Raw genomic sequence first — 19,199 nt, forward strand, 5'->3', positions numbered from 1 at the left:
TCTCTACTCCTTCTTCGTTCCGCGGGCCTGGGCGAGCAGGCGCTCGACGCCGGTGACCGGCGTGCGTGGGGCGGTGCCGGCGGACACGAGCTCGGCGGCCGCGGCGGGGGTCTCCTCGACGGCGGCGATCGCCGGTGCGGGGACGACCGGTGCCGGCGTGCCGGTGGTCTGGGGGCGGGTGGTGGTCGACGTCGCGGCGCCGCCGCTGATCGTCGTGGTGCCGCCGGCGAAGTGCGGCGGGCGCAGCCGGACGGTCTGCTCCTGGTACTTGCCGGCAGCGGGGCTGAACACAGCCCCGAACGCGCCGAGCAGGATGCTGGCGACGTTGCGGCGGGTGGCGGGGAGGCGCCCGGCGCCCCAGGCACCTCCCCAGGCCACCAGCAGCACGATGGGGATGTCGACGAGGATCGTCCCCGTCCCCCACAGCCCTCGGGTCACCAGCCCGAGGGCGAGCAAGACGGCCGCGACGATGCCCTGCGTGACCGTGTAGGGCCCGCCGGGGATCTTCGTGCCGTCGTGCAGGCGGCCGATGAGGCGCGGAAACTTGCGGCTGCGCGTGTAGAACCGCGCGACCTCGGTCTGCTGCTGCTTCTCATCGCTCATGGCCGTCCTCCCGTCGTCGTAGCTGTCTGTCGGCTAGTTCGCGGTCTGGACGGTGTTGCCGAGCATCCCGGAGACCCAGTCGAGGCCGCCGGCGACGAAGAAGATCACGGCGGCGGCCATGATCCCCGTGAGGAGGGTGGTGCCGACGGCCCAGCGGACCTTGGAGGCGACGACGAAGAAGACGATCGCCGCGCCCAGACCAACGATGCCGCGGAAGGCGACGCCGGCCTGGCTGACCAGGTTGTTGATGGTGTCGAAGATGTTCATTGCAGTGTTCCTTTCAGGTGACGTCACCGGGACGGCGACGGGGTCGGTGCGGGCTCCGCGGCGGAGTCGGACTTCGGGATCTCCGCCGGGGCCGGGTCGATCGCGGAGACCTCCCAGCGCGTGGCGCGGGCGGTCAACGTGAGGGCATAGGTCGAGGTGACGGTCTGGTCCGTCTGCGAGGTGAGCGTCACGGTGGCGAGCACCTTCAGCTGCGTGCCGTCCTTCGGCGTCTTCGGGGCGTCGGTGTCGACGCGGAGGTCGACGGCCTCGACGGCCAGGTACGGGGCCGGGGTGATCGCCGAGATCTCGGAACCCGGGGAGACGTACACGCTCAGGTCGCCCTTGCCGGTCGTGTAGGCGCCGAGGAACGCCATCACGGTCTGCGCGGCCGGGTCGGCGGACGGCAGCGGCTTGGCGTAGGCCAGCTGCACGGTGCCGGTCGACGTCGGTGCCGAGACCGGAACGGGCAGGCCCACCGGGCGCATGCCGACGTCGGTGACGACGATCGGCACCTGGAAGTACCGGCGCGGCCAGATCTCGATCGCCGCGCCCTCCTTCTTGGGGTCGGGGCCGAGCTCCTTCACACTCGCCGAGACGACGACGGTGACGATGTCGCTGTCCTTGTTCGGCTCGATGGTCGCGACGGTCAGGTCGCGGTACTCGGCGGGCACCTCGGAGAGGGTCCGCAGGGTGTTCACGTCGACGTAGTCGCCGAGCTGACCGGGGTGGTCCTTCCAGGCTCCGAGCCACTCCGACACGAAGCCCGCGGCGTAGGCGCCGGCCTCCTGCTGCGAGACGGTGAGGCCGTCGGACGAGACGACCGGAGCCGCGGCGACCGGACGGGACATCGCCTGCCACGACATGAACAGGCTGAACGGGGCGCAGACGATCGCGGCGAGCATCAGGATCGAGATCACGTGCGCGCCGGTCTGACGCCCCTGGGTCCACGTCGACCCCTGCGGTGCGACCTCGGTCTTGGCCGGCTTCGGCTCACCCTTGGGCTTCTTCGCCTTGGGTGCGCTGCTCGGGTTGTTCGTCCAGAAGCCCATGAGTCAGACCCCCTCGTCCGCGCTCACCCGAAGGCTCACGATCCGGCCCGCGGCCGCGTTGACCTCGTCCATCGAGGACGGATCCAGCGCCCGACGCATCCGCTCCTGCGCGGCCTGGTCGAGCGGTCGGTCGGCGAGGACGGCTGCGGCATGCGGGATGTCCTCGATCGCGCGGATCACCCTCGCGGTGTCCCGGACGAAGCTCTCCGGAAACTGCTCCTCCGCTGCCTGTGCCATGGCTATCTCCTCGGTCCCAAAGGTCTGATCGGCGGGCCGGTCGGCACGCTCACAGACCATGGGTGCGGAAATCAGCCCAGATCGGACAAGGGCTCAGAGATTTTTCTTCCGTCTTTTTTGGGACGCACCTTGAAACCGGCTCGCATCAGGTGTTTTCCAGCGCGTTCGAGAGGCGTTTCCAGGCCCTCGAACGAGACCGCCGCGAAATCGTTCAAGGATTCACACCAGAGCCCGTGAGGAGCGTGCCCTGTGTCCATGCATCGACACAGGGAGCTCCGCTCATGTCCACCACCACCCCCACGCAGACCGGTCTGCTGGAAGCACTCCGCACCGAATGGTCGGGATCTCTCACCGACCGCGAACACGACTTCGCCGGCATCGGCATCCGCACCTGCAGCGAGCTCGAGCTCGAGCTGAAGGCAGCCGCCGGCCGCGAGCAGGACCGTCTGCTGCACGCCCTGTTGACCGCCGGTCACGACGGTGACGCCCTCGCCGAGCGGGTGGTGCTGCAGCACATGCTCCCCAAGGCCGTGCACCTCGCCCGCACCTGCCGCGGCCTCCGTGCTCTCACCCTCAGCGACCACACCCCCGTCGACGCGGTCTCCACGGCGATCGGGGCGATGTGGGAGTCGATCCGCCGCTACCCGCTCAACCGGGTCGAGAAGGTCAAGGCGAACATCGGCATGGACGCGCTGCTCATCGTGAACAAGTCGATGAGCCCCGGCGACCCCAGCGAGCACGTCACCGAGGACGTCTACCTCGAGCAGGCTCTGCAGGAGCAGGGCAAGTCGGCGACGATCGAGCCCGAGTGGGGCGACGACACGTTCCACGACCTCGTCACGGTCCTCACCTGGGCGATCGACACCGAGGCGCTCACCCCCGACGATGTCCGCCTCCTCGCCCGGTTCGACCTCGGCGAGCTGCACGAGCGCGACGAGCTGGCCGAGGACCTCGGCATCGGGCGGGCGAGCCTGACCCGCCGGGTCTACCGGATCCGCGTCAAGCTCATGGAGGCCGTGCAGGCACACATCCGCGAGAACGGCACCTGGGAGTGAAGCCGCAGACGGCGCTCTGAGGGCCTCAAACCCCTTGGGTGGCCAGTGACAGCCGGACGCCTCCGTTTGGCGCTCCACGGCCCCGCAGCGCCCCTCCCCCGATGCATAGACGACGAAGGGCCCTCCACCGGATCAGGTGGAGGGCCCTTCGTCGTGGGAGGACAGGAGCGGTCAGAGGCCGACCGAGCGGCGCAGGTCGGCTTCCGTGGTGCCCTGCAGCTCGTCTACGCGCGAGAGCAGCAGGTCGATGGCGACGCGGATCAGCGTGTTCTCCGTGATGCGCGGAGCCGGTCCCGTCTTGGCCTTGTTGAGGCGTCGGGCGTGGGCGGTCAGCTCGCCGATCTGCCCCTCGCGCAGTCGTGTCTCCTTGCGCTCGAGGGCGAGGTAGCCGGCCTCGTCCTCGTCGGCGGATGCGGCGGCCGATCGACGCGGGGTCTTCGGCCGGCTGGGCGCCGGCGCCGGCGGCGCTGCGACCTCCGCGACCGGAGTGGCCTCGAGGCCTGCCTGCTCGACCTCGGCCGGCTCGTCGACGGGAGCCTCCTCGGCCTGGCGATTACGGGCCAGCATCCGCTTCGGGTCGACGCGGCGGGTCGCGAGGTTCGCGATGCCGCGGGATGTGGTGTCGCTCATGCGCTTGCTCCTTCCAGCTCGACGCTCTCCGCCTCGAGGAGGCGGTCGTTGATCTCCTGTGCGATCGTCTGCAGGTCGTCGGCGACGGATCCGGCGGTCGCGCTGGTCAGCTGCTTGTTCTTCAGCTCGCCGCTGCGGATCTTCCACCAGGCGATGCCGGCCTTCGCCTCCTGCTTCGCGCGCTCGTCGAGCTCGTGCACGAGAAGTCCGGCGCGGCCGGACTGGCTGGCCACGGCCTCGCTGTGGCGGATGGACTGGGTGAAGACGATCTCCCGGCCAATGCCGCCCTCCTCCCCCACCCCGAACATCGCGTCCAGGTCGGCGCGTGCGTCACGCTCGGCGTTCTTCATCACGACCGTGCCGTCCTTGCGCTCGGAGGCCGTGCCGACCGCGAAGAGCACGACGCCGAGGAGGTCGATCGCGCGGTTCACGTCGAGGACCTGGTCGATGCGCTCAGCGACCTTCGCGACGCCCTTGATGTCCTTGGCCCCGGTCCTCGTCGGCACAAGGACCCAGCGCGCCGCGGCGAGGGCCGCGAGCTGCAGGACGCCGTCACCGGGAGGGCAGTCCAGGAAGATGAAGTCGTAGTCGTCGACGACGGGCGCGAGGATCTTCGCGAGCGCCAGCTTGGCGTTCTTCGCGTCGCTGCCCATCTTCGAGCTCAGCACCGCGGTGACGTTGTGGAGTGCGCTGCCTCCGGTCCACACGTCGAGGTTCTCGCGGACGTTCCTGATCCCGTCGACCTTGCCTCCGAACATCAGCGCCTTGGCCAGCGACTCGCCCTGGTCGTTGCGCTCGTCGTCGGCGTAGCCGAGGTCGTCCTCGAGGTTGCCCTGCGGGTCGAGGTCGACCAGCAGCACTCGAGCGCCCGACAGGGCGAGGTAGCCACCGATGTTCGCGGTGATTGTCGTCTTCCCAACACCTCCCTTGAGGCTCTCGACGGCGATGACTCGTCCGAACGAGTCCCGGTCGATCGTGGGCTCCGTAGCTGCCATGTCTGTTCCCTCTCAGGTCGAACCAACTCTGTAAGTCCGGAACTTCCGGAGTCTGCAAGCTTCGGGTTGCCGCCCTACTTACAGACTTACGAACTTCCGATCTTCCAGACCTACAGAGTGCGTAAGTTCCAGACTTCGGATGTTCGGTAGTTGCAGAGTAACAGACTTCGGAACTTCGGCAACTACAGAGTTCGGAACTAACAGACTTCCGAACTTTGTATGTTCGGCAGTTCCAGACTTCGGATCATCGGGAGTTCGGGAGTTCGGGAGCTCGGGAGTTCGGGAGCTCGGGAGCTCGGGAGTTCGGGAGCTCGGGAGTTCGGGAGTTCGGGAAGGGGCGCTGATGTCGGGTTGGCTTGTACTGCGCCCTTATTGCCGCCTACTGCGGCGATATGGCCGCGTCTGGCGGCTTTGCATGCTACTTCCGGCGTCCTGTTGGCGTCATGTTGGCGTGCTGTTGGCGTCATAGGCGCATCTGTTTGCTATGGTGCTTGCGCGTGATTGGTGTTATCATGCCGTCATGCAGCAATCAACTGGGCAAGTAGTGAATGGATGCGAGGTGGCGCGGTGATGACGACGGACGACGTCGGCGCAGCTGACACCTCGAAGGACGATCGGGCAGCGAAGCCTGGGCGTGCCGACAAGGGCGTGCAGGTGACGCTGGAACAGCCCGTCATGGACATGCTCACCGAGTACAAGGCGCGCACCGAGATGTCGCACCCGAACATCCTGTTCGACGCGCTCGAGTACAGCTACGACGAGCTCCCGAACCTCATCAAGGACCGAGCGACGCGGCTCGAGCCCGATCGGAAGAAGCTCTTCGAGCGTCCGTCGTCGCCGGCGAAGCACGAGGACGTCGAGACGGAGACCTTCGTGGTGCGCATGACGCAGGCCAACAAGGACGTCATCGAAGACATGTGGAAGCAGCTCGAGGCGCCTAGCCGCACCGCGATGCTCGCGGCCGCGTACAAGCACTATCTGACCGCGATGACCAAGACCGACGACACCGAGCGGAAACGCTCGAAGTAGACCCAACGAAGCAACCGGAGGAGAGCAGCGATGAGCGACACAGCAGTCAAGGAGAAGCGGGGGCGGCGCCGGGGGGAGAAGCCGACGCCGGAGGCGTCTTCGCCGGCGGTGCTGCCGCCGACGAAGAGCCGCCGGCGGCCGATGCTGATCGCGGCGGGTATCGCCCTGGCCGTCGTGGGTGGCCTCGGATCCTGGTACTTCTTCACCACTGTCGGGAACACCACCACGGTGCTGACGGTGAACAAGGACGTCCCTCGCGGCCAGCAGATCACCGCGCAGGATCTCGGGACCCTGCAGATCTCGGGCGACCAGGCGACGAACGCGCTGAAGGCCACCGAGACGCAGGATGCCATCGGGGATGTCGCCCTGGTCGACCTGCCGGCGGGATCGCTCGTGACGTCCACGAACGTCGGCGAGAGCCTGGTGCTCGCAGACGGCAAGAGCCTCGTCGGCGTCGCGCTGACGTCGGCGCAGATGCCCAGCCAGGCGCTCGTCGCGGGCGACAAGGTCCGGATCGTTGACACTCCGATTTCGCAGGGTGAGCCGCCGGCGACCACGCCGCAGACGTTCACCGCGACGGTGTTCTCCGTCCGCGAGGACGCGCAGAACAGCCGGTGGATCGTGGACCTGCTCGTCTCGCCGGAGAAGGCGCCGGACATCGCCGCCCGTGCCGCGACAGGTCGCGTCGCGCTCGTACTCGATTCGGGGGAGTGACCGTGGCCGTCGTCTACCTGACCAGCGTCGCCGGGTCGCCCGGCGTCACCACGGCGAGCGTGGGTCTGGCACTGTCGTGGCCACGACCGGTGATGCTCGTCGAGGCTGACATCTCCAAGCCTTCGGGGATCCTGCCCGGTTACCTCCGTGGCCAGATGGATCACTCGCGCGGGCTGACACCGCTGTCGGTCCAGCACCAGCGTGGTCAGCTGACCCCGCGCGCCGTCTGGGAGCAGAGCGTGCAGCTGGGCGAGGACCGGTTCCTCGTCCCCGGGTTCTCCAACATCGTCGCCGCAGCAGGCGCGGGCGCGTCGTTCTGGAACACGCTCGGCAGCACCCTCTCGGCGATCGCCGCGCAGGGCGCCGATGTCCTGATCGACGGCGGCCGGTTCGGCATCCGCGACGATCGCACGGCTCTGATGCAGCTGGCGGACATGGTCGCCCTGGTGGCGCACCCGGTGATGCCTGACATCGCCACGGTGCGTGCTCGTCGACGCGATCTCAGCGAGACGCTGGCGCACGTCGGGCACGACGACTGGCTGGGCCTGCTGCTCGTCGACGCGCACGACGAGGCATTCCGCGACGGCGAGGTCTCCAAGGCTGTGCAGCTGCCCGTGCTGGGCCGCCTGGCCAATGACCCGCGTACCGCCGCGGTGTTCTCCGTCGGCGCCGAGCCGACCCCCAAGACCAAGAAGAGCGCGCTGTCGCGGGATCTCACCCTCCTGCCCAACGTGCTCGAGCAGGCCATCCGTGAGCGCCGCAACAAGCTCGGCGCGATTCCCTTCGAGGAAGTGAACGCATGAGCAACGACTTCGACATCACCCGGCTGCCGTTCTTCAACGACGCCGCCCCTGACGCGATCGAGATCCCCGACGCACCGCCGGCGACCGGCCCCGCGCAGCACCTGCTCGCCGCAGCCGGCGGCCAGCCCGCGCCCGCCGTTGAGGCGTCGACGGCACCCGAGCCGGAGGTGCCGGCGACGTTCAAGCGCCGCGCGGTGCAGAAGGTGGACGCGACCCGCGCCTACGAGCTGTCCCGCCGGCTCGACTGGGACGTGATCACCCGGCTGCGCGGCGAGGTCTCCGACATGCTGACGGCATCGGAGCAGGCCCGAGGCGGGATGTCCGACGCGGACCGGCATGAGGTCGCTCGCGCACACATCGCCGAGGTGACCTCGCGCCACGTCGACGACATGGTCACGCACGCCGGCGAGAAGGGCGCGTGGGACGAGGAGACGATCGGTGCCGCGCAGCGCGCCGTCTTCGACAGCCTGTTCCGTCTCGGTCGGCTGCAGCCGCTCGTGGATCTCCCCGAGGTCGAGAACATCGACATCTACGGGCATGACAACGTGTGGGTCAGCTACGCCGACGGTCGCATGATCCGTCACGACCCGGTCGCGACCAGCGATGCGGATCTCGTCCGCGAGATCCAGTTCCTCGCCGCCCGTGGGGGAGAGGACGGCCGCTCGTTCACCACGACCAGCCCGATCCTCGACATGGACCTCCCGGGAGGGGCCCGTCTCGCCGCGGTGCACACGCCGATCAGCCCGCGACCCAAGGCCGTGATCCGTCTGCACCGCTTCGTCGACATCCTCCTCGAGCACCTGGTGGAACAGGGCACGCTCACCCAGGACGCCGCCGACTTCCTCTCCGGCGCGATCACCGCCGGCCGCTCGCTCGTCGTGGTCGGCAACCCCGGCGCCGGCAAGACGACCCTGCTGCGCGCACTGGCGAACGTGATGGACCCGCTCGAGAAGATCGTCACCATCGAGAAGGAGCGCGAGCTCTACCTCGACCGGATGGGCGATCGCCACCTCATCGTCACGTCGCTGCAGTACCGCCCGGGCCAGGGCGAGCGTCTCCCGGACGGCAGCCGGCCCGGCGAGATCACCCTGATCGACTGCCTCGAGGAAGCTCTCCGCCTCGACGCGCAGCGCATCTTCGTCGGCGAGGTCCGCGGTGGCGAGATCGACGCCATGTTCCAGGCGATGCAGGCCGGTGTCGGCTCGCTCAGCACCCTGCACGCCAACGGGACGACCGACGCGATCGAGCGTATGGCCACCCTGACGCAGAAGAACCTCGGCACCACCGACAGCTACGCCTACCGGCAGATCGCCCGCCACATCGACCTGATCGTCATGATCAAGCGCGTCGTCTACAAGGACCCCGAGACCGGGGCCCGCCGCATCCGCCGCGTGGTCACCGACATCAGCGAGGTGCAGGCCGGCGAGTCTGTGGAAGGCGCTCGGCCGATCGCCGCACCGATCTTCCAGGCGCACCCGCGCACCTACGAGCTCGGCCGCGGCGACGGACGTCCCACGCCGGAGCTGCTCGAGGACCTCAAGCACGCCGGGTTCGACCCGCGGATCCTGCTGAGGGAGGACGCGGCATGAACGGCGTCATGGCGGCTCTCGCAACCACGATCGGGATACTCGGTCTGCTCGTCCTCGTGCTCGGGCTCCTCCCCGCCCCGGTGCCGCAGGGCCCGAAGCCGCCGAGCCGGCTGCAGCTCGCGTTCCTCGAGGCCCGGGTCCGCTTCGGCAAGCAGCGCATGATGCTCGCCGGCGCCGGCTTCATCGGCGGCATCATCCTGTGGCTGTTCACCGGGTGGATCGTCTGGATCGTGATCGTGCCCCTCGCCGCGGTGGGCGTGCCCTGGCTTCTCAGCAGCGGGGGAGAGCAGCGCAAGCTCGATCGACTCGAGGGGCTCGAGACCTGGACCCGCGGTCTCGCCGGCCTCACCGTCGCCGGATCCAGCCTCGAGCAGACGATCATCGCGTCCGTGAACAGCTCGCCCGACTCCATCCGCGACGAGGTCGCGCTGCTCGCCGCCCGGCTCAACGCCCGCTGGCCGACCCGCTCCGCGCTGCGGAAGTTCGCCGACGACCTCGCAGACCCCACCGGCGACCTCATCGTCGCGCACCTGCTCCTCGCCGAACGGGTCCGCGGCGCCGGCCTCGCCAACGCCCTCGAGGACCTCGCGCAGAGCATCGCCGAGGAAGTCGGCGTGCGCCGCAAGATCGAGGCCGACCGGGCCAAGCCCCGCCAGGCCATCCGGATCACCACGATCGCCACGGTCGTGCTGCTGGGCCTGATGCCCTTCATCAGCCAGTTCATGGCCCCGTACAAGACGCCCCTCGGGCAGCTGCTGCTGGCCGTCTGGATCGCGCTCGACGTCGTCATGCTGCTCTGGCTGAAGAAGATCACCGCCGGGAAGCCGACGCCGCGCATCCTCGCCAACCTCTCCGACACGAAGGGGGCACTGTGAACCCGCTCCTGTTCCTCATCCCCGGCGTGATCGTCGGGCTCGGCATCGCCGTGGCGATCGCCGGCCTCCTCCCGCAGCGGCCCGCGCTGAGCGCAGCGCTCGACCGCCTCGGCAACACCACGCCCACCGAGCAGACCGCCGGCCAGTCCGTCGAAGTCCGCGTCGGCACCTGGGTGCACCGTCAGCTGCCCTCGGACGTCAGGTTCCTCACGATCCCGACGAAGGACCTCGCGCTGATCGGCACCCCGGTCACGAAGTACCTGTACGACAAGGCGCTGCTCGCCGCCGTCGGGCTGCTCGCGCCCCTCATGTTCGGGCTCGCCATGCAGGCCATCGGGATCCTCCCGTTCTGGCTCCCCGGGATCCTCGGCATCCCGCTCGCGATCGCGCTCTGGTTCGCTCCCGACCAGGAGCTCAAGAGCAAGGCCCGCGACGCCCGCGAGGAGTTCTCCCGCTCGATCGCCGTCTACCTCGAGCTCGTCGCCGCCGAACGCCGCCGCGGCGCCCCGGCAGGACGCGCGCTCACCAGCGCCGCCGAGGTCGGCAGCACCTGGGTCTTCACCCGCCTCCGCCAGGAGCTCAACCGCGCCAACTACGCCGGCGTCGCACCCTGGGACGCCCTCACCACGTTCAGCGAGGAGATCGGCGTCCCCGAGCTCGCCGACGTCGGCAAGATCGTCCGCCTCGCGGGAGAAGAGGGCGCTAGCACATATGAGACACTGAGGGCACGGGGGAAGTCGCTCCGGGTGCAGCTGCTCAACAACGAACACACGAAGGCGAACGAAGCATCCGAGCGAATGGTGCTCCCGATCGTGGGCTCAGCACTGGTCTTCGTCGGGATCATCCTCACGCCACTGGTGATGAACCTTTTCAGCATCTGATGTCCGATTAGCCGCGAAAACCGTACCTATGGTCAACAGCACACACAGATTGGAGCTCACATGAGCACTCTCAGCCGTCAGTTCGTTTCCGGTCTCCGTCGGCGCGCCATCGCGCTCAAGGCGACCGCCGAGAAGGGCCTGCAGACCGTCGAGTGGATCTTCCTCGTCGTCGGCATCCTGGTGATCGCCGGCATCGTCATCGCCGCCGTCACCGCCTTCGTCAACACCCAGATCGGTCAGCTCCCCGGGTGAGCCTGATGAGCCGCGTTCACACCCTCCTGCTCACTGCGCGCCCCGCACGCGGTGAGCTCGAGCGCGGCTCCGCAGCGGTCGAAGCGATCATGATCATCCCCGTGGTGCTCCTGATCTTCTTCGGCCTCATCCAGGGGGCCGTGGTCCTGCAGGCGAACAACGTCGCGCAGGCCGCAGCCTCCACCGCCTACAACTCGGCACGGCTCTACGACGCCTCGTCCGAGGACGGCGTGAGCGCCGGAGAGGCCGCCCTCACCCAAGCCGGCTCGATCGTGTCCGGCTCGAACGTCGTGGTGCAGCGCACCGCCGAGACGGTCACCGTGACCGTCACCGGCACCGTCGCGACGCTCCTGCCCGGCCTCCCGGTCACGGTCTCGCGCACCGTCACCGGCCCCACAGAGAGGTGGGTGCAATGAAGCTCCGCAGCGCCCTCCGCTCGCTCCTCCGCCGCAAGGAAGAGGGCAGCATGTCCGTCGAGCTCGTGATGCTCGCCCCGGTCATGGTGCTCGTGATCCTGCTCCTGGTCGCCGGCGGCCGCATCGCCCTCGCCTCGAACGCTGCAGAGGCGGCAGCGAACGCCGCGGCCAGGGAGGCCTCTCTCTCCCGCACCACCGCCGAAGCGCAGCAGGACGCGAACGCGGCCGCGCAGACGTCGATGGCGCAGAGCGGGTACGCCTGCAACACCCTCGACGTGCTGATCGACGACAGCGGACTCAACGTCCCGCTCGGACAGGTCGGCACCGTTTCCGGCACCATCACCTGCACCCTCAACCTCTCCGACGTCGCCCTGCCCGGCCTGCCCGGCACCTGGACGATCGAGCGGAGCGCGACCTCACCCGTCGACGCCTACCGGGAGCGGCCATGAACAAGATCCGCCAGATCCTCAACCAGCTGCGCAACGACGAGCGCGGCTCCGTCTCCGTGATCTTCCTCGCCTGCGTCGTCGTGCTCGTCGTCGTCGTCGGCCTCGTCGTCGACAGCTCCGGGAAGTACCAGTCCACGCAGAACGCTCAGATGACCGCGGCATCCGCCGCCCGCGCCGGCACCAACGCCGTCGCAGGCCAGGCCGTCGTCGACGGAACCCTGCAGCTCAACGGCAGCGCAGCCCAAGTCGCCGCGCAGAACTACCTCACCGCGGCCGGCATGGAAGGCAACGTTTCTGTCGTCGGCGACACGATCACCGTTAGCGTCGAAGACACGTACACCACCCGATTCCTCTCACTGATCGGGGTAAACAGCCTTCCGGTCGGCGCGACGAGCTCGGCCCGGATCATCACACAGTAGGAGCTCCCCATGACCAGCAAGCGCATCATCACCGCACTCACGGCCGTTGCACTCAGCAGCATGCTCCTCGCCGGATGCACGACGACCAACGGCCCGACCCCGACCCCGTCGACGGCATCGCCGAGCCCCACCGCCACTGCGCCGGCGGCGATCACCGGCGAGGCTCCCAAGGACGAAGATGAGGCGATCGACAAGGCGAAGGCCACGATTGATCTGCTGTTGGCTACCCAGGCTCAGATCAGCGCAGCGGGTGGCACCGACGCCAGCGGATACGAGGCCGTCGCCACGGGCAAGACGCTCAAGGAGTTCCAGGAGGACGCTCTCCGGATCTCGAAGGGACCGATCCTCAACGTGGACGGCGACAGCATCGAAGGCCAGTCGAAGGTCGAAGGGTCGCTCGTATTCGAGCCCAAGACGGCCTACGGCCAGGAGTACGAGGGCGTCGAGAACGGCCTCGTGATTGTCCCTGGCTGCTTGGACGGCTCCCAGCGCAAGATCACGACTGCTGACGGCAAGCCCGCCATGGCGAACCCGAAGCCTCGTAACGAAGTCGAGTTCCACGTCATCTACAACGCAGAGACCAAGACGTGGCTCGTCAACGATCGCATCAGTCTGGGGACGACATGCTGAGACGAGCACTCGCAACCTTCGCGGCGATCCTCGCCCTCGCAGCAGGATCCCTCGTGGCCACGGCGCCTGCTCAGGCCGCTGGTGGCGTGTACTGCAATGACCTCAGCGTCTGTTACCTCACGATCTCTGTGCCATCGGATCCAGCGCCGAACCCCGACAGCAATGGATGGACCCCTGGCGCGCCCACGTGCTACTACGAGAACTCCGAGTCGGGGCTGCTGCAGCTGGGCTGGACGGCTGACGAGATCCGCGTCTTCGACGGCGGCACCTATCAGCGCTTCTACGCGATCATCGACTGCGGCAGCAGCACGTCCTACTGGTCGAACGTGCGCCAGTGCTATGTCTTCATGAAGGACGGGGTCTGGCCGGCACGTCCTCCGGGGTACTCGCCCGAGGCCGGCTACTACGGCTGCATCATGTTCAACCCCTCGCCGGGTGGCTCCCCGGGCCTCGGCCAGGAGACCCAGTTTTGGAGCGAGACCGTTCCTCCGGGCCTGAAGGTGCTCACGCCTGGCCGGGCAGCTGCGCAGCTCATCGCGACCTTCCAGCTGCGCGGTGTCGACATCGGCATGGCGCCGCAGGTGAACCCCGCCTGGGGCCACCGCCGCAGCTACGTCGGCATCCCGGTCTGGCTGTGGGTCGAGAACCCTCAGCCGCTGACCTGGGGCCCCTACACCGAGACGGCGACGCTGGGCGGGCAGACGATCACCGCGACCGCTCAGGTGACCGGCATCCGGTGGAACATGGGCGACGGCCGCGAGGTCGTGTGCGGCAGCACCGGCACCGCCTACTCGGTCGGGTACGGGCTCAGCGACAGCCCGACGTGCGGGCACCGGTACGACCGGACCTCGCAGAACCAGCCCGGCGATCGCTACACCGTGACCGCGACGAGCCAGTGGTCCGTCACCTGGACGTCGCTCTCCGGCGCCAGCGGCACCGTCAACCTCACGACCTCGAGCTCGACACAGCTGGAAATCAACGAGATCCAGTCGGTGAACGTCAAGCCCACCACGCCGAACGGCTGAGGAGGAACACCATGAAGCGCGTACTCGGAGGCCTTGCCTCTCTGGTCGTCCTGATCGGGCTGCTGGTGGGGATCCCCGCCGCGCTCGTGTTCTTCGCCGGCAACCCGTTCCCCACCGGGGACGAGCTCGCCCGCGTCCTGTCCGGCCCGGATGTCGGCGGAGTGTTCTTCGTCGGCACCGTGCTCCCGCTGATCGGCTGGCTCGCGTGGCTGTCGATGGCGATCGCGATCCTGGTCGAGATCCCCGCGCAGATCCGCCGGATGCCCGCCCCGAGGATCCCGGGCCTCGGTCTGCAGCAGAAGGGCGCATCCGTCCTCGTCGGCGCGATCGTCGCCATGGTGACGATCGGCGGCGGCGCCACCGCGGCGACCGCGGCTGAGCTCCCCGCAGCTCCGACGACGGTCATGTCGCAGTCGTTCGTGCAGACGTCGACGGTCGCGGCCGACGCGAGCTCCCACGTCGACGAGGCGGCACCCGCTGCCGTGCAGGAGACGGGGCCGACGTACACCGTGCAGGACGGCGACTCGCTCTGGCAGATCGCGGAGACGCAGCTCGGGCAGGGTGAACGGTGGCAGGAGATCGCGGATCTCAACTACGGCGTCGAGCAGGCCGACGGGTGGGCGCTGGACGGCCAGCACTGGCTCAACGCCGGGTGGGTGCTCAACCTCCCCGCGGATGCCGCTGCACCGGCCGCAGAGACGGCGCCGGCGGCCGCGGCCGAGCAGCACACCGTGGTGGCCGGCGACACCCTCTGGGACATCGCGGAGGACGCCACCGGGGACGGCGCGAACTACCACGAGATCTTCGAGGCGTCGAAGGACACCGTCCAGCCCACGGGCCACAAGATCACCGACCCGAACCTGATCTACCCCGGCGACGTCGTCACCATCCCGGGCGCCGCGGCATCCGTCGCACCCGCGCCCTCGGCTGCTCCCGCCCCGGTCGAGGAGGCGCCGGCCGAGGCTCCCGTCGAAGCACCGGCCGAGCAGGCCGCGCCGTCCGCTGAGGGTGCTCCTGCAGCTGACGCGCCGGCCGCGGATGCTGCCGCGCCGGAGAGCGAGAAGGCGGCGGTCCCGGACCTGTCGGGGCTGGGCCTGGGCACGCCCTCGGCCGAGACGCAGACGCCGGCGGAGGAGAAGCCGGCGCCGGCCGCGGCCGAGCAGGCATCGGTCGACGAGGGCGACGACTGGATCGACGAGCTGTTCAACGTGCGCACGATCGGCGGGCTCGGCGCGATCGCCGCGGCGGGTCTGCTCTCGCTGCTCGGCATCCGCCGGATGAAGCAGCGCCGCCGTCGCCGTCCGGGCCAGCGGATCGCGATGCCGCAGGGCGAGGCCGGGACGATGGAGCTCGAGCTGCGTGCCGTGGAGAACCCGATGGGCATGGAGCACGTCGACCACGCGCTGCGCCACCTGGCCATCTGGGCGCAGGACACGAACAACCAGCTGCCGCAGCTGTACGCGCTGCGCCTGTCGGATGCGGAGATCGCCCTCTACCTCGAGGAGCCGTTCGACCTGCCGGCGCCGTTCGCTCCGGTCACCGACGACAAGACCGCGTGGACGGTCGACCCGGAGCAGCTGCCCGAGCTCGAGCGCATCCCCAGCTCGCCGTGGCCGGCGCTGGTCACCATCGGCCAGGACCAGGGCGACGCTCACCTCATGGTCGACCTCGAGCACATCGGTGCTCTGAACCTCACCGGCAACCCGTCGACGATCTCCGGTGCCCTCACGGGCCTGGCCGTCGAGCTCGCGACGAGCCAGTGGGCGGACGACCTGTCGGTCACGCTCGTCGGGATCGCCCCGGGCCTGCCGGCCGCGCTCGACACCGGCCGGATCCGGCACATCGACGACGTCGACGAGCTGATGCGCGTGCTGCGCGCGCAGGCCGCATCGACGAAGGCCACGCTCGACGAGCTCGGCGTGAACTCGATCGAAGAGGCCCGCTCGCTCGGGATGTTCGCCGAGGCGTGGACGCCCGAGATCGTCATCCTCGGCGAGATGCCCGATGAGGCTACGAAGGCGGAGATCGCTGACCTGGTCACGCGGGTCCCGCGCGTGGGCGTCGCGGCGATCGCCGCCGGTGAGCTCGCAGGGGAGTGGACGCTGCACCTCACCGACGACAAGACCGCGAACCTCAACATCCCGGCCGCCGGCGCGAGCCTCCCGCTGACCCCGCAGATCGTGAACGAGGACGAGCTGCGCCGGATCATGGAGCTGTTCGCCACCACGGAGGAGGCACCCACCCAGACCTCCACGTACATCGAGGCGGAGATCTCGCTCGAGGACATCCCCGCGGCCGCGGCCGTCGCCACGCTCGTCGCCGAGACCCCGGCCGCGTCGACGGACTGGCGGGCCTCGCTCGGGCTCGACGAGCTCCCGGCGCAGACCGACCTGGTCGACGTCGACGAGGAGCCCGCCGAGACGGCCGAGGAGGCACCCGCCGCCGAGACCGCCGAGACCGCCGAGCACGCCGAGGCGGCCGCCGAGGCCGTCGTCGACGTCGTCGAGGAGCCCGTCGACGAGGAGCCTGCTGTGCCCGCCGTCGACGAGATCTTCCCGGCCGACGTGCCGTGGTTGCAGATCCTCGGCCCGGTGACGCTGCACAACGCGCAGGGACCCGAGCCGCGCACCCCGCAGACCTCGGAGATCAACCGCTCCGCCGTCGTCCGCTCGACCGAGCTGCTCGCCTTCCTCGCGCTCAACCCGGGCGCCTCAGCGATCAGCGTGCACGACGCGCTCTGGCCGGGCAAGCTCGCCACCGGCAAGCAGGCCCAGCAGAACCGCAACGGCCTGGCCTCCAAGGCACGCAAGTGGATCGGTGTCTCGGCCGACGAGGAGGAGTGGTTCCCGAAGGTCGGCGCCCAGGGCTACCGCCTCCACGAGCTCGTCCGCACCGACTGGGACGTCTGGAAGGAGTTGATCGGTGACGACCTCTCCAAGACGTCGACGGAGAACCTGATCGCCGCGCTGCGCCTGGTGCAGGGACAGCCGTTCAGCGGCGTCCGCGAGAAGTACTACCGCTGGGCCGAGGTCCTGCGCACCGAGATCATCCAGGCGATCGGCGACGCCGCGCACGAGCTCGTCACCCGCTCGCTGCGCACCAGCCGCATCGCGGATGCCCGCCTCGCCGCCACGGTCGGCCGCCAGATCGACCCGGTCAACGAGACCCTGTGGCGCGACGCGATGCTCGCCGAGTCCCTCGCCGGCGACAAGGACGGCTTCGAGCGCATCGTCAGCCAGCACGAAGACGAGCTCGACAGCTTCGAAGACGGCTACGAGCCCGAGCCCGAGACCGTCGAGCTCATCGACCAGATCCGCGGCCGCTTCTGAGCAGCTCATACCAAGGAGAGCCGATCATGCACGCCAAGTACTTCACACCGAATCGCCACTACCCGTCTCTCGCTGCGCCGAAGTACAGCGCCCTCGACATGATCTACATGTTCATCGCGCTCGCGGTGTCGACGACGTTCTTCTTCATCATCCTCATGCCGCTTCTCCCCGCACCCGCGTTGCAGTGGGTCGCGGTAGCCGCCGGCACCACCCTGACCTACCTAATCCGGCACTCCCCGCGGATCCTGCGCCGCGCCAGGCTCGCTGCGGTGCGCCTTCAGATCCGACGCGCTCACAACCCCTGATGACTGCGACCAGCCCCGCCGACGTGCCCCAGACCCGGAACCCGAACCCGGCCATCTGGGCGCTCACCGGAGCCGCCGGCGGGGCGACCGCTCTCATCGCCACCGCGATCACCACCATCGCCGCCACACCTCTCCCGATCCTCGAGTGGCTGCTCATCACCGCAGTGGCCACCATTGGCGCCTGGCTGGCCGTCTACGACTTCCGAGAGCGCCGCCTGCCCAACCGGCTCGTCTGGCCCCTCTACGCCGTCACAGGCGTCCTGGTGGCCTCCTGCGGCCTCGTCACCGGCGACTTCGGCCGCGTGGGCATCGCCGTCCTCGCCGGCGCCGCGCTCTGGGCGATCTACTTCGTCCTCGGCCTCCTCGGCGCCGTCGCCTACGGTGACGTCAAGCTCGCCGGCGCTCTCGCCCTCGCCCTCGGCTGGTGGGGCATCATCCCCGCCCTCCTCGGCGCCGCGGCCGCCTACGTCCTCGCCCTCCCGCACGCCGCGATCCACGCCGCCGGCCGCCGCGGCCGCCAGATCCCCTTCGGCCCCTACATGGTCGCCGGCACCGTCGCCGTCGCCCTCTGGCAGATCCTCACCACCAGCTGAACGGAGCTCCCGCAATGACCGACAACGTCACGATCCCGTACACCCAGTACCGCTCGTTCTTCGAGAACTCCGCCGCCCACTTCGGTCAGCTCGACGCCCGCCACACCGCACACCTCGGCGCCTACCACCCCAGCGACAACATCGGCCGCCTCCTCTGCCGCGTCTGGACCATCCGACCCGACGACGCCGGCCTCGCGCTCGCCGCGTACATGGTGGCGCTGAACAACGAGTGCGATCGCCTCGAGGTGCCGCGGCCCGGTCTCAAGAAGATCTCCTCGGGCCTGCCTCTCTCGGTCAACGAGAACGAGTTCCCCGACGTCGATGTCGCCAAGATGGTCGCGACGGTCACGCGCGAGGTCCCCGGCTACTACAGCGACGCGGCGTGAGCTCATGATCGCGGAGATCCCCGTCGACGTCCACGAGGGCAGCGAGCTGCTCGCCGTGGCGACGTTCCTGCGCGCAGCGGACGGGGAGATCACGATGCGCATCGCGAACGTGACCGGCGTCGAATCGCCCTGGTCGCCAGCCGCGCAGGCACGGGCGCTGCGGATGCTCGCCACCGGCGTCGAGGCCGAGGCGATCGCGCAGCCGGCTGGCGATCGCGCATGAGCGAGATCCGCTTCGACACCTACCTCGAGCGGTTGCGGAGCACCGGGAGCATCGCGCTGCTGCAGCAGGAGCTGCCGGCGCCCGTCGACGAGTTCCGCCGCGGTCTGCGCCGTGCAGCGCGCGCCGCGGGGATCCGAGTACTCACCTCGCGTCAGGGCGGGTCGTTCATCGCGTGGGACCCGGCGTTCGAGGTGCCGGCCGAGGCGCTGCGCGCCGCGATGGACGCGCTCACGATCCTCCCGTCGACGGTCGCGACATGCCCCGACGACCTGGTCGTGATGCGCGATGCACCTGGTGGCGGATGGGTCTGCCCCGAGTGCGGCCGCCGCGTCGAGCTCCCGCCGTCGACGAGGCCGAAACCGGACGACACGGGGATCCCCGGGATCAACGGCGGCTGAGGAATTGGTCCAGCAGCCGGCTGGACGATTGCCGATCCGGCATTTGT

Annotated in this window: 25 protein-coding genes; 19 read left to right on the top strand and 6 right to left on the bottom strand. The window is 69.2% G+C overall.

The genetic code is table 11. The features are described from left to right. Positions 1-3: 3 nt before the first annotated feature. The 4 genes from CSIV_RS00365 to CSIV_RS00380 are packed head-to-tail and all read right to left on the bottom strand — an operon-like array spanning position 4 to position 2,156. Positions 4-603: a hypothetical protein gene (locus CSIV_RS00365; protein WP_077049459.1), complete on the bottom strand. Its 600-nt coding sequence runs from the start codon at positions 601-603 to the stop codon at positions 4-6. A 33-nt stretch (positions 604-636) separates the two neighbouring features. Beyond that, complete coding sequence (locus CSIV_RS00370; RefSeq protein ID WP_077049460.1) at positions 637-870, bottom strand: hypothetical protein; 234 nt, start codon at positions 868-870, stop codon at positions 637-639. Positions 871-893: 23 nt separating this feature from the next. Further along, complete coding sequence (locus CSIV_RS00375) at positions 894-1,919, bottom strand: conjugal transfer protein (RefSeq protein WP_077049461.1); 1,026 nt, start codon at positions 1,917-1,919, stop codon at positions 894-896. 3 nt (positions 1,920-1,922) lie between these two features. Then, positions 1,923-2,156 (bottom strand): hypothetical protein, encoded by a 234-nt coding sequence (locus CSIV_RS00380; protein ID WP_139340552.1) that lies wholly within the window; start codon positions 2,154-2,156, stop codon positions 1,923-1,925. A 281-nt stretch (positions 2,157-2,437) separates the two neighbouring features. On the opposite strand from CSIV_RS00380, the gene CSIV_RS00385 reads away from it, so the two are divergent. Beyond that, positions 2,438-3,211 carry a hypothetical protein gene (locus CSIV_RS00385; RefSeq protein ID WP_077049463.1) on the top strand — a complete coding sequence of 258 codons (774 nt, stop codon included), beginning with the start codon at positions 2,438-2,440 and terminating at the stop codon, positions 3,209-3,211. 171 nt (positions 3,212-3,382) lie between these two features. Here the strand turns inward: CSIV_RS00385 and CSIV_RS17930 are convergent, their stop codons facing one another. Both CSIV_RS17930 and CSIV_RS00395 read right to left on the bottom strand, forming a co-directional pair. Then, a complete protein-coding gene (locus tag CSIV_RS17930; RefSeq protein ID WP_139340553.1) occupies positions 3,383-3,841 on the bottom strand; it encodes a hypothetical protein in 459 nt (152 codons plus the stop codon). Then, a complete protein-coding gene (locus tag CSIV_RS00395; RefSeq protein WP_083734900.1) occupies positions 3,838-4,836 on the bottom strand; it encodes a ParA family protein in 999 nt (332 codons plus the stop codon). The genes CSIV_RS17930 and CSIV_RS00395 overlap by 4 nt, the downstream gene beginning before the upstream one ends. A gap of 570 nt (positions 4,837-5,406) precedes the next feature. On the opposite strand from CSIV_RS00395, the gene CSIV_RS00400 reads away from it, so the two are divergent. From CSIV_RS00400 to CSIV_RS00485, 18 genes are read left to right on the top strand one after another with little or no spacing between them, the layout of a single operon-like run. Further along, the gene (locus CSIV_RS00400; protein WP_077049464.1) at positions 5,407-5,865 is read left to right on the top strand and encodes a hypothetical protein; all 459 of its coding nucleotides are present in this window, start codon (positions 5,407-5,409) and stop codon (positions 5,863-5,865) included. Between the two features lie 30 nt (positions 5,866-5,895). Next, positions 5,896-6,579, top strand: coding sequence for an SAF domain-containing protein (locus CSIV_RS00405; protein ID WP_077049465.1), 684 nt, complete (start codon positions 5,896-5,898; stop codon positions 6,577-6,579). A 2-nt stretch (positions 6,580-6,581) separates the two neighbouring features. Further along, positions 6,582-7,382, top strand: a complete 801-nt coding sequence (locus tag CSIV_RS00410; protein WP_077049499.1) for a hypothetical protein — start codon at positions 6,582-6,584, stop codon at positions 7,380-7,382. Continuing rightward, complete coding sequence (locus CSIV_RS00415) at positions 7,379-8,971, top strand: CpaF family protein (RefSeq protein ID WP_077049466.1); 1,593 nt, start codon at positions 7,379-7,381, stop codon at positions 8,969-8,971. Before CSIV_RS00410 ends, CSIV_RS00415 begins: the two co-directional genes overlap by 4 nt. Beyond that, positions 8,968-9,846 (top strand): type II secretion system F family protein, encoded by an 879-nt coding sequence (locus CSIV_RS00420; protein WP_077049467.1) that lies wholly within the window; start codon positions 8,968-8,970, stop codon positions 9,844-9,846. The genes CSIV_RS00415 and CSIV_RS00420 overlap by 4 nt, the downstream gene beginning before the upstream one ends. Then, positions 9,843-10,727, top strand: a complete 885-nt coding sequence (locus CSIV_RS00425) for a type II secretion system F family protein (RefSeq protein WP_077049468.1) — start codon at positions 9,843-9,845, stop codon at positions 10,725-10,727. Before CSIV_RS00420 ends, CSIV_RS00425 begins: the two co-directional genes overlap by 4 nt. Before the next feature lie 60 nt (positions 10,728-10,787). After that, entirely contained in the window at positions 10,788-10,979 is a 192-nt protein-coding gene (locus CSIV_RS00430; protein ID WP_077049469.1) for a hypothetical protein, read from the top strand. A 5-nt stretch (positions 10,980-10,984) separates the two neighbouring features. Continuing rightward, positions 10,985-11,395 (top strand): TadE/TadG family type IV pilus assembly protein, encoded by a 411-nt coding sequence (locus CSIV_RS00435; RefSeq protein ID WP_077049470.1) that lies wholly within the window; start codon positions 10,985-10,987, stop codon positions 11,393-11,395. Further along, a complete protein-coding gene (locus CSIV_RS00440; protein WP_077049471.1) occupies positions 11,392-11,844 on the top strand; it encodes a TadE/TadG family type IV pilus assembly protein in 453 nt (150 codons plus the stop codon). The genes CSIV_RS00435 and CSIV_RS00440 overlap by 4 nt, the downstream gene beginning before the upstream one ends. Next, positions 11,841-12,263: a pilus assembly protein TadG-related protein gene (locus CSIV_RS00445; protein ID WP_077049472.1), complete on the top strand. Its 423-nt coding sequence runs from the start codon at positions 11,841-11,843 to the stop codon at positions 12,261-12,263. The genes CSIV_RS00440 and CSIV_RS00445 overlap by 4 nt, the downstream gene beginning before the upstream one ends. A 9-nt stretch (positions 12,264-12,272) precedes the next feature. Continuing rightward, on the top strand, positions 12,273-12,893 hold the full coding sequence (locus CSIV_RS00450; protein WP_077049473.1) for a hypothetical protein: 621 nt from the start codon (positions 12,273-12,275) through the stop codon (positions 12,891-12,893). Next, a complete protein-coding gene (locus CSIV_RS18590) occupies positions 12,887-13,918 on the top strand; it encodes a hypothetical protein (RefSeq protein ID WP_238592309.1) in 1,032 nt (343 codons plus the stop codon). Before CSIV_RS00450 ends, CSIV_RS18590 begins: the two co-directional genes overlap by 7 nt. Positions 13,919-13,929: 11 nt before the next feature. Continuing rightward, positions 13,930-17,247: a LysM peptidoglycan-binding domain-containing protein gene (locus tag CSIV_RS00460; protein WP_077049474.1), complete on the top strand. Its 3,318-nt coding sequence runs from the start codon at positions 13,930-13,932 to the stop codon at positions 17,245-17,247. A gap of 26 nt (positions 17,248-17,273) precedes the next feature. Next, a complete protein-coding gene (locus tag CSIV_RS00465; protein ID WP_077049475.1) occupies positions 17,274-17,552 on the top strand; it encodes a hypothetical protein in 279 nt (92 codons plus the stop codon). After that, complete coding sequence (locus CSIV_RS00470) at positions 17,552-18,145, top strand: prepilin peptidase (protein ID WP_083734902.1); 594 nt, start codon at positions 17,552-17,554, stop codon at positions 18,143-18,145. The genes CSIV_RS00465 and CSIV_RS00470 overlap by 1 nt, the downstream gene beginning before the upstream one ends. A 14-nt stretch (positions 18,146-18,159) precedes the next feature. Next, positions 18,160-18,531, top strand: coding sequence for a hypothetical protein (locus CSIV_RS00475; RefSeq protein WP_077049476.1), 372 nt, complete (start codon positions 18,160-18,162; stop codon positions 18,529-18,531). A gap of 4 nt (positions 18,532-18,535) precedes the next feature. Continuing rightward, positions 18,536-18,754 (top strand): hypothetical protein, encoded by a 219-nt coding sequence (locus CSIV_RS00480; RefSeq protein ID WP_077049477.1) that lies wholly within the window; start codon positions 18,536-18,538, stop codon positions 18,752-18,754. Beyond that, positions 18,751-19,152, top strand: coding sequence for a hypothetical protein (locus CSIV_RS00485; protein WP_077049478.1), 402 nt, complete (start codon positions 18,751-18,753; stop codon positions 19,150-19,152). Before CSIV_RS00480 ends, CSIV_RS00485 begins: the two co-directional genes overlap by 4 nt. Positions 19,153-19,199 lie beyond the last annotated feature (47 nt).

Source organism: Microbacterium sp. CSI-V, from assembly GCF_001984105.1.
Taxonomy (GTDB): Bacteria; Actinomycetota; Actinomycetes; order Actinomycetales; family Microbacteriaceae; genus Microbacterium.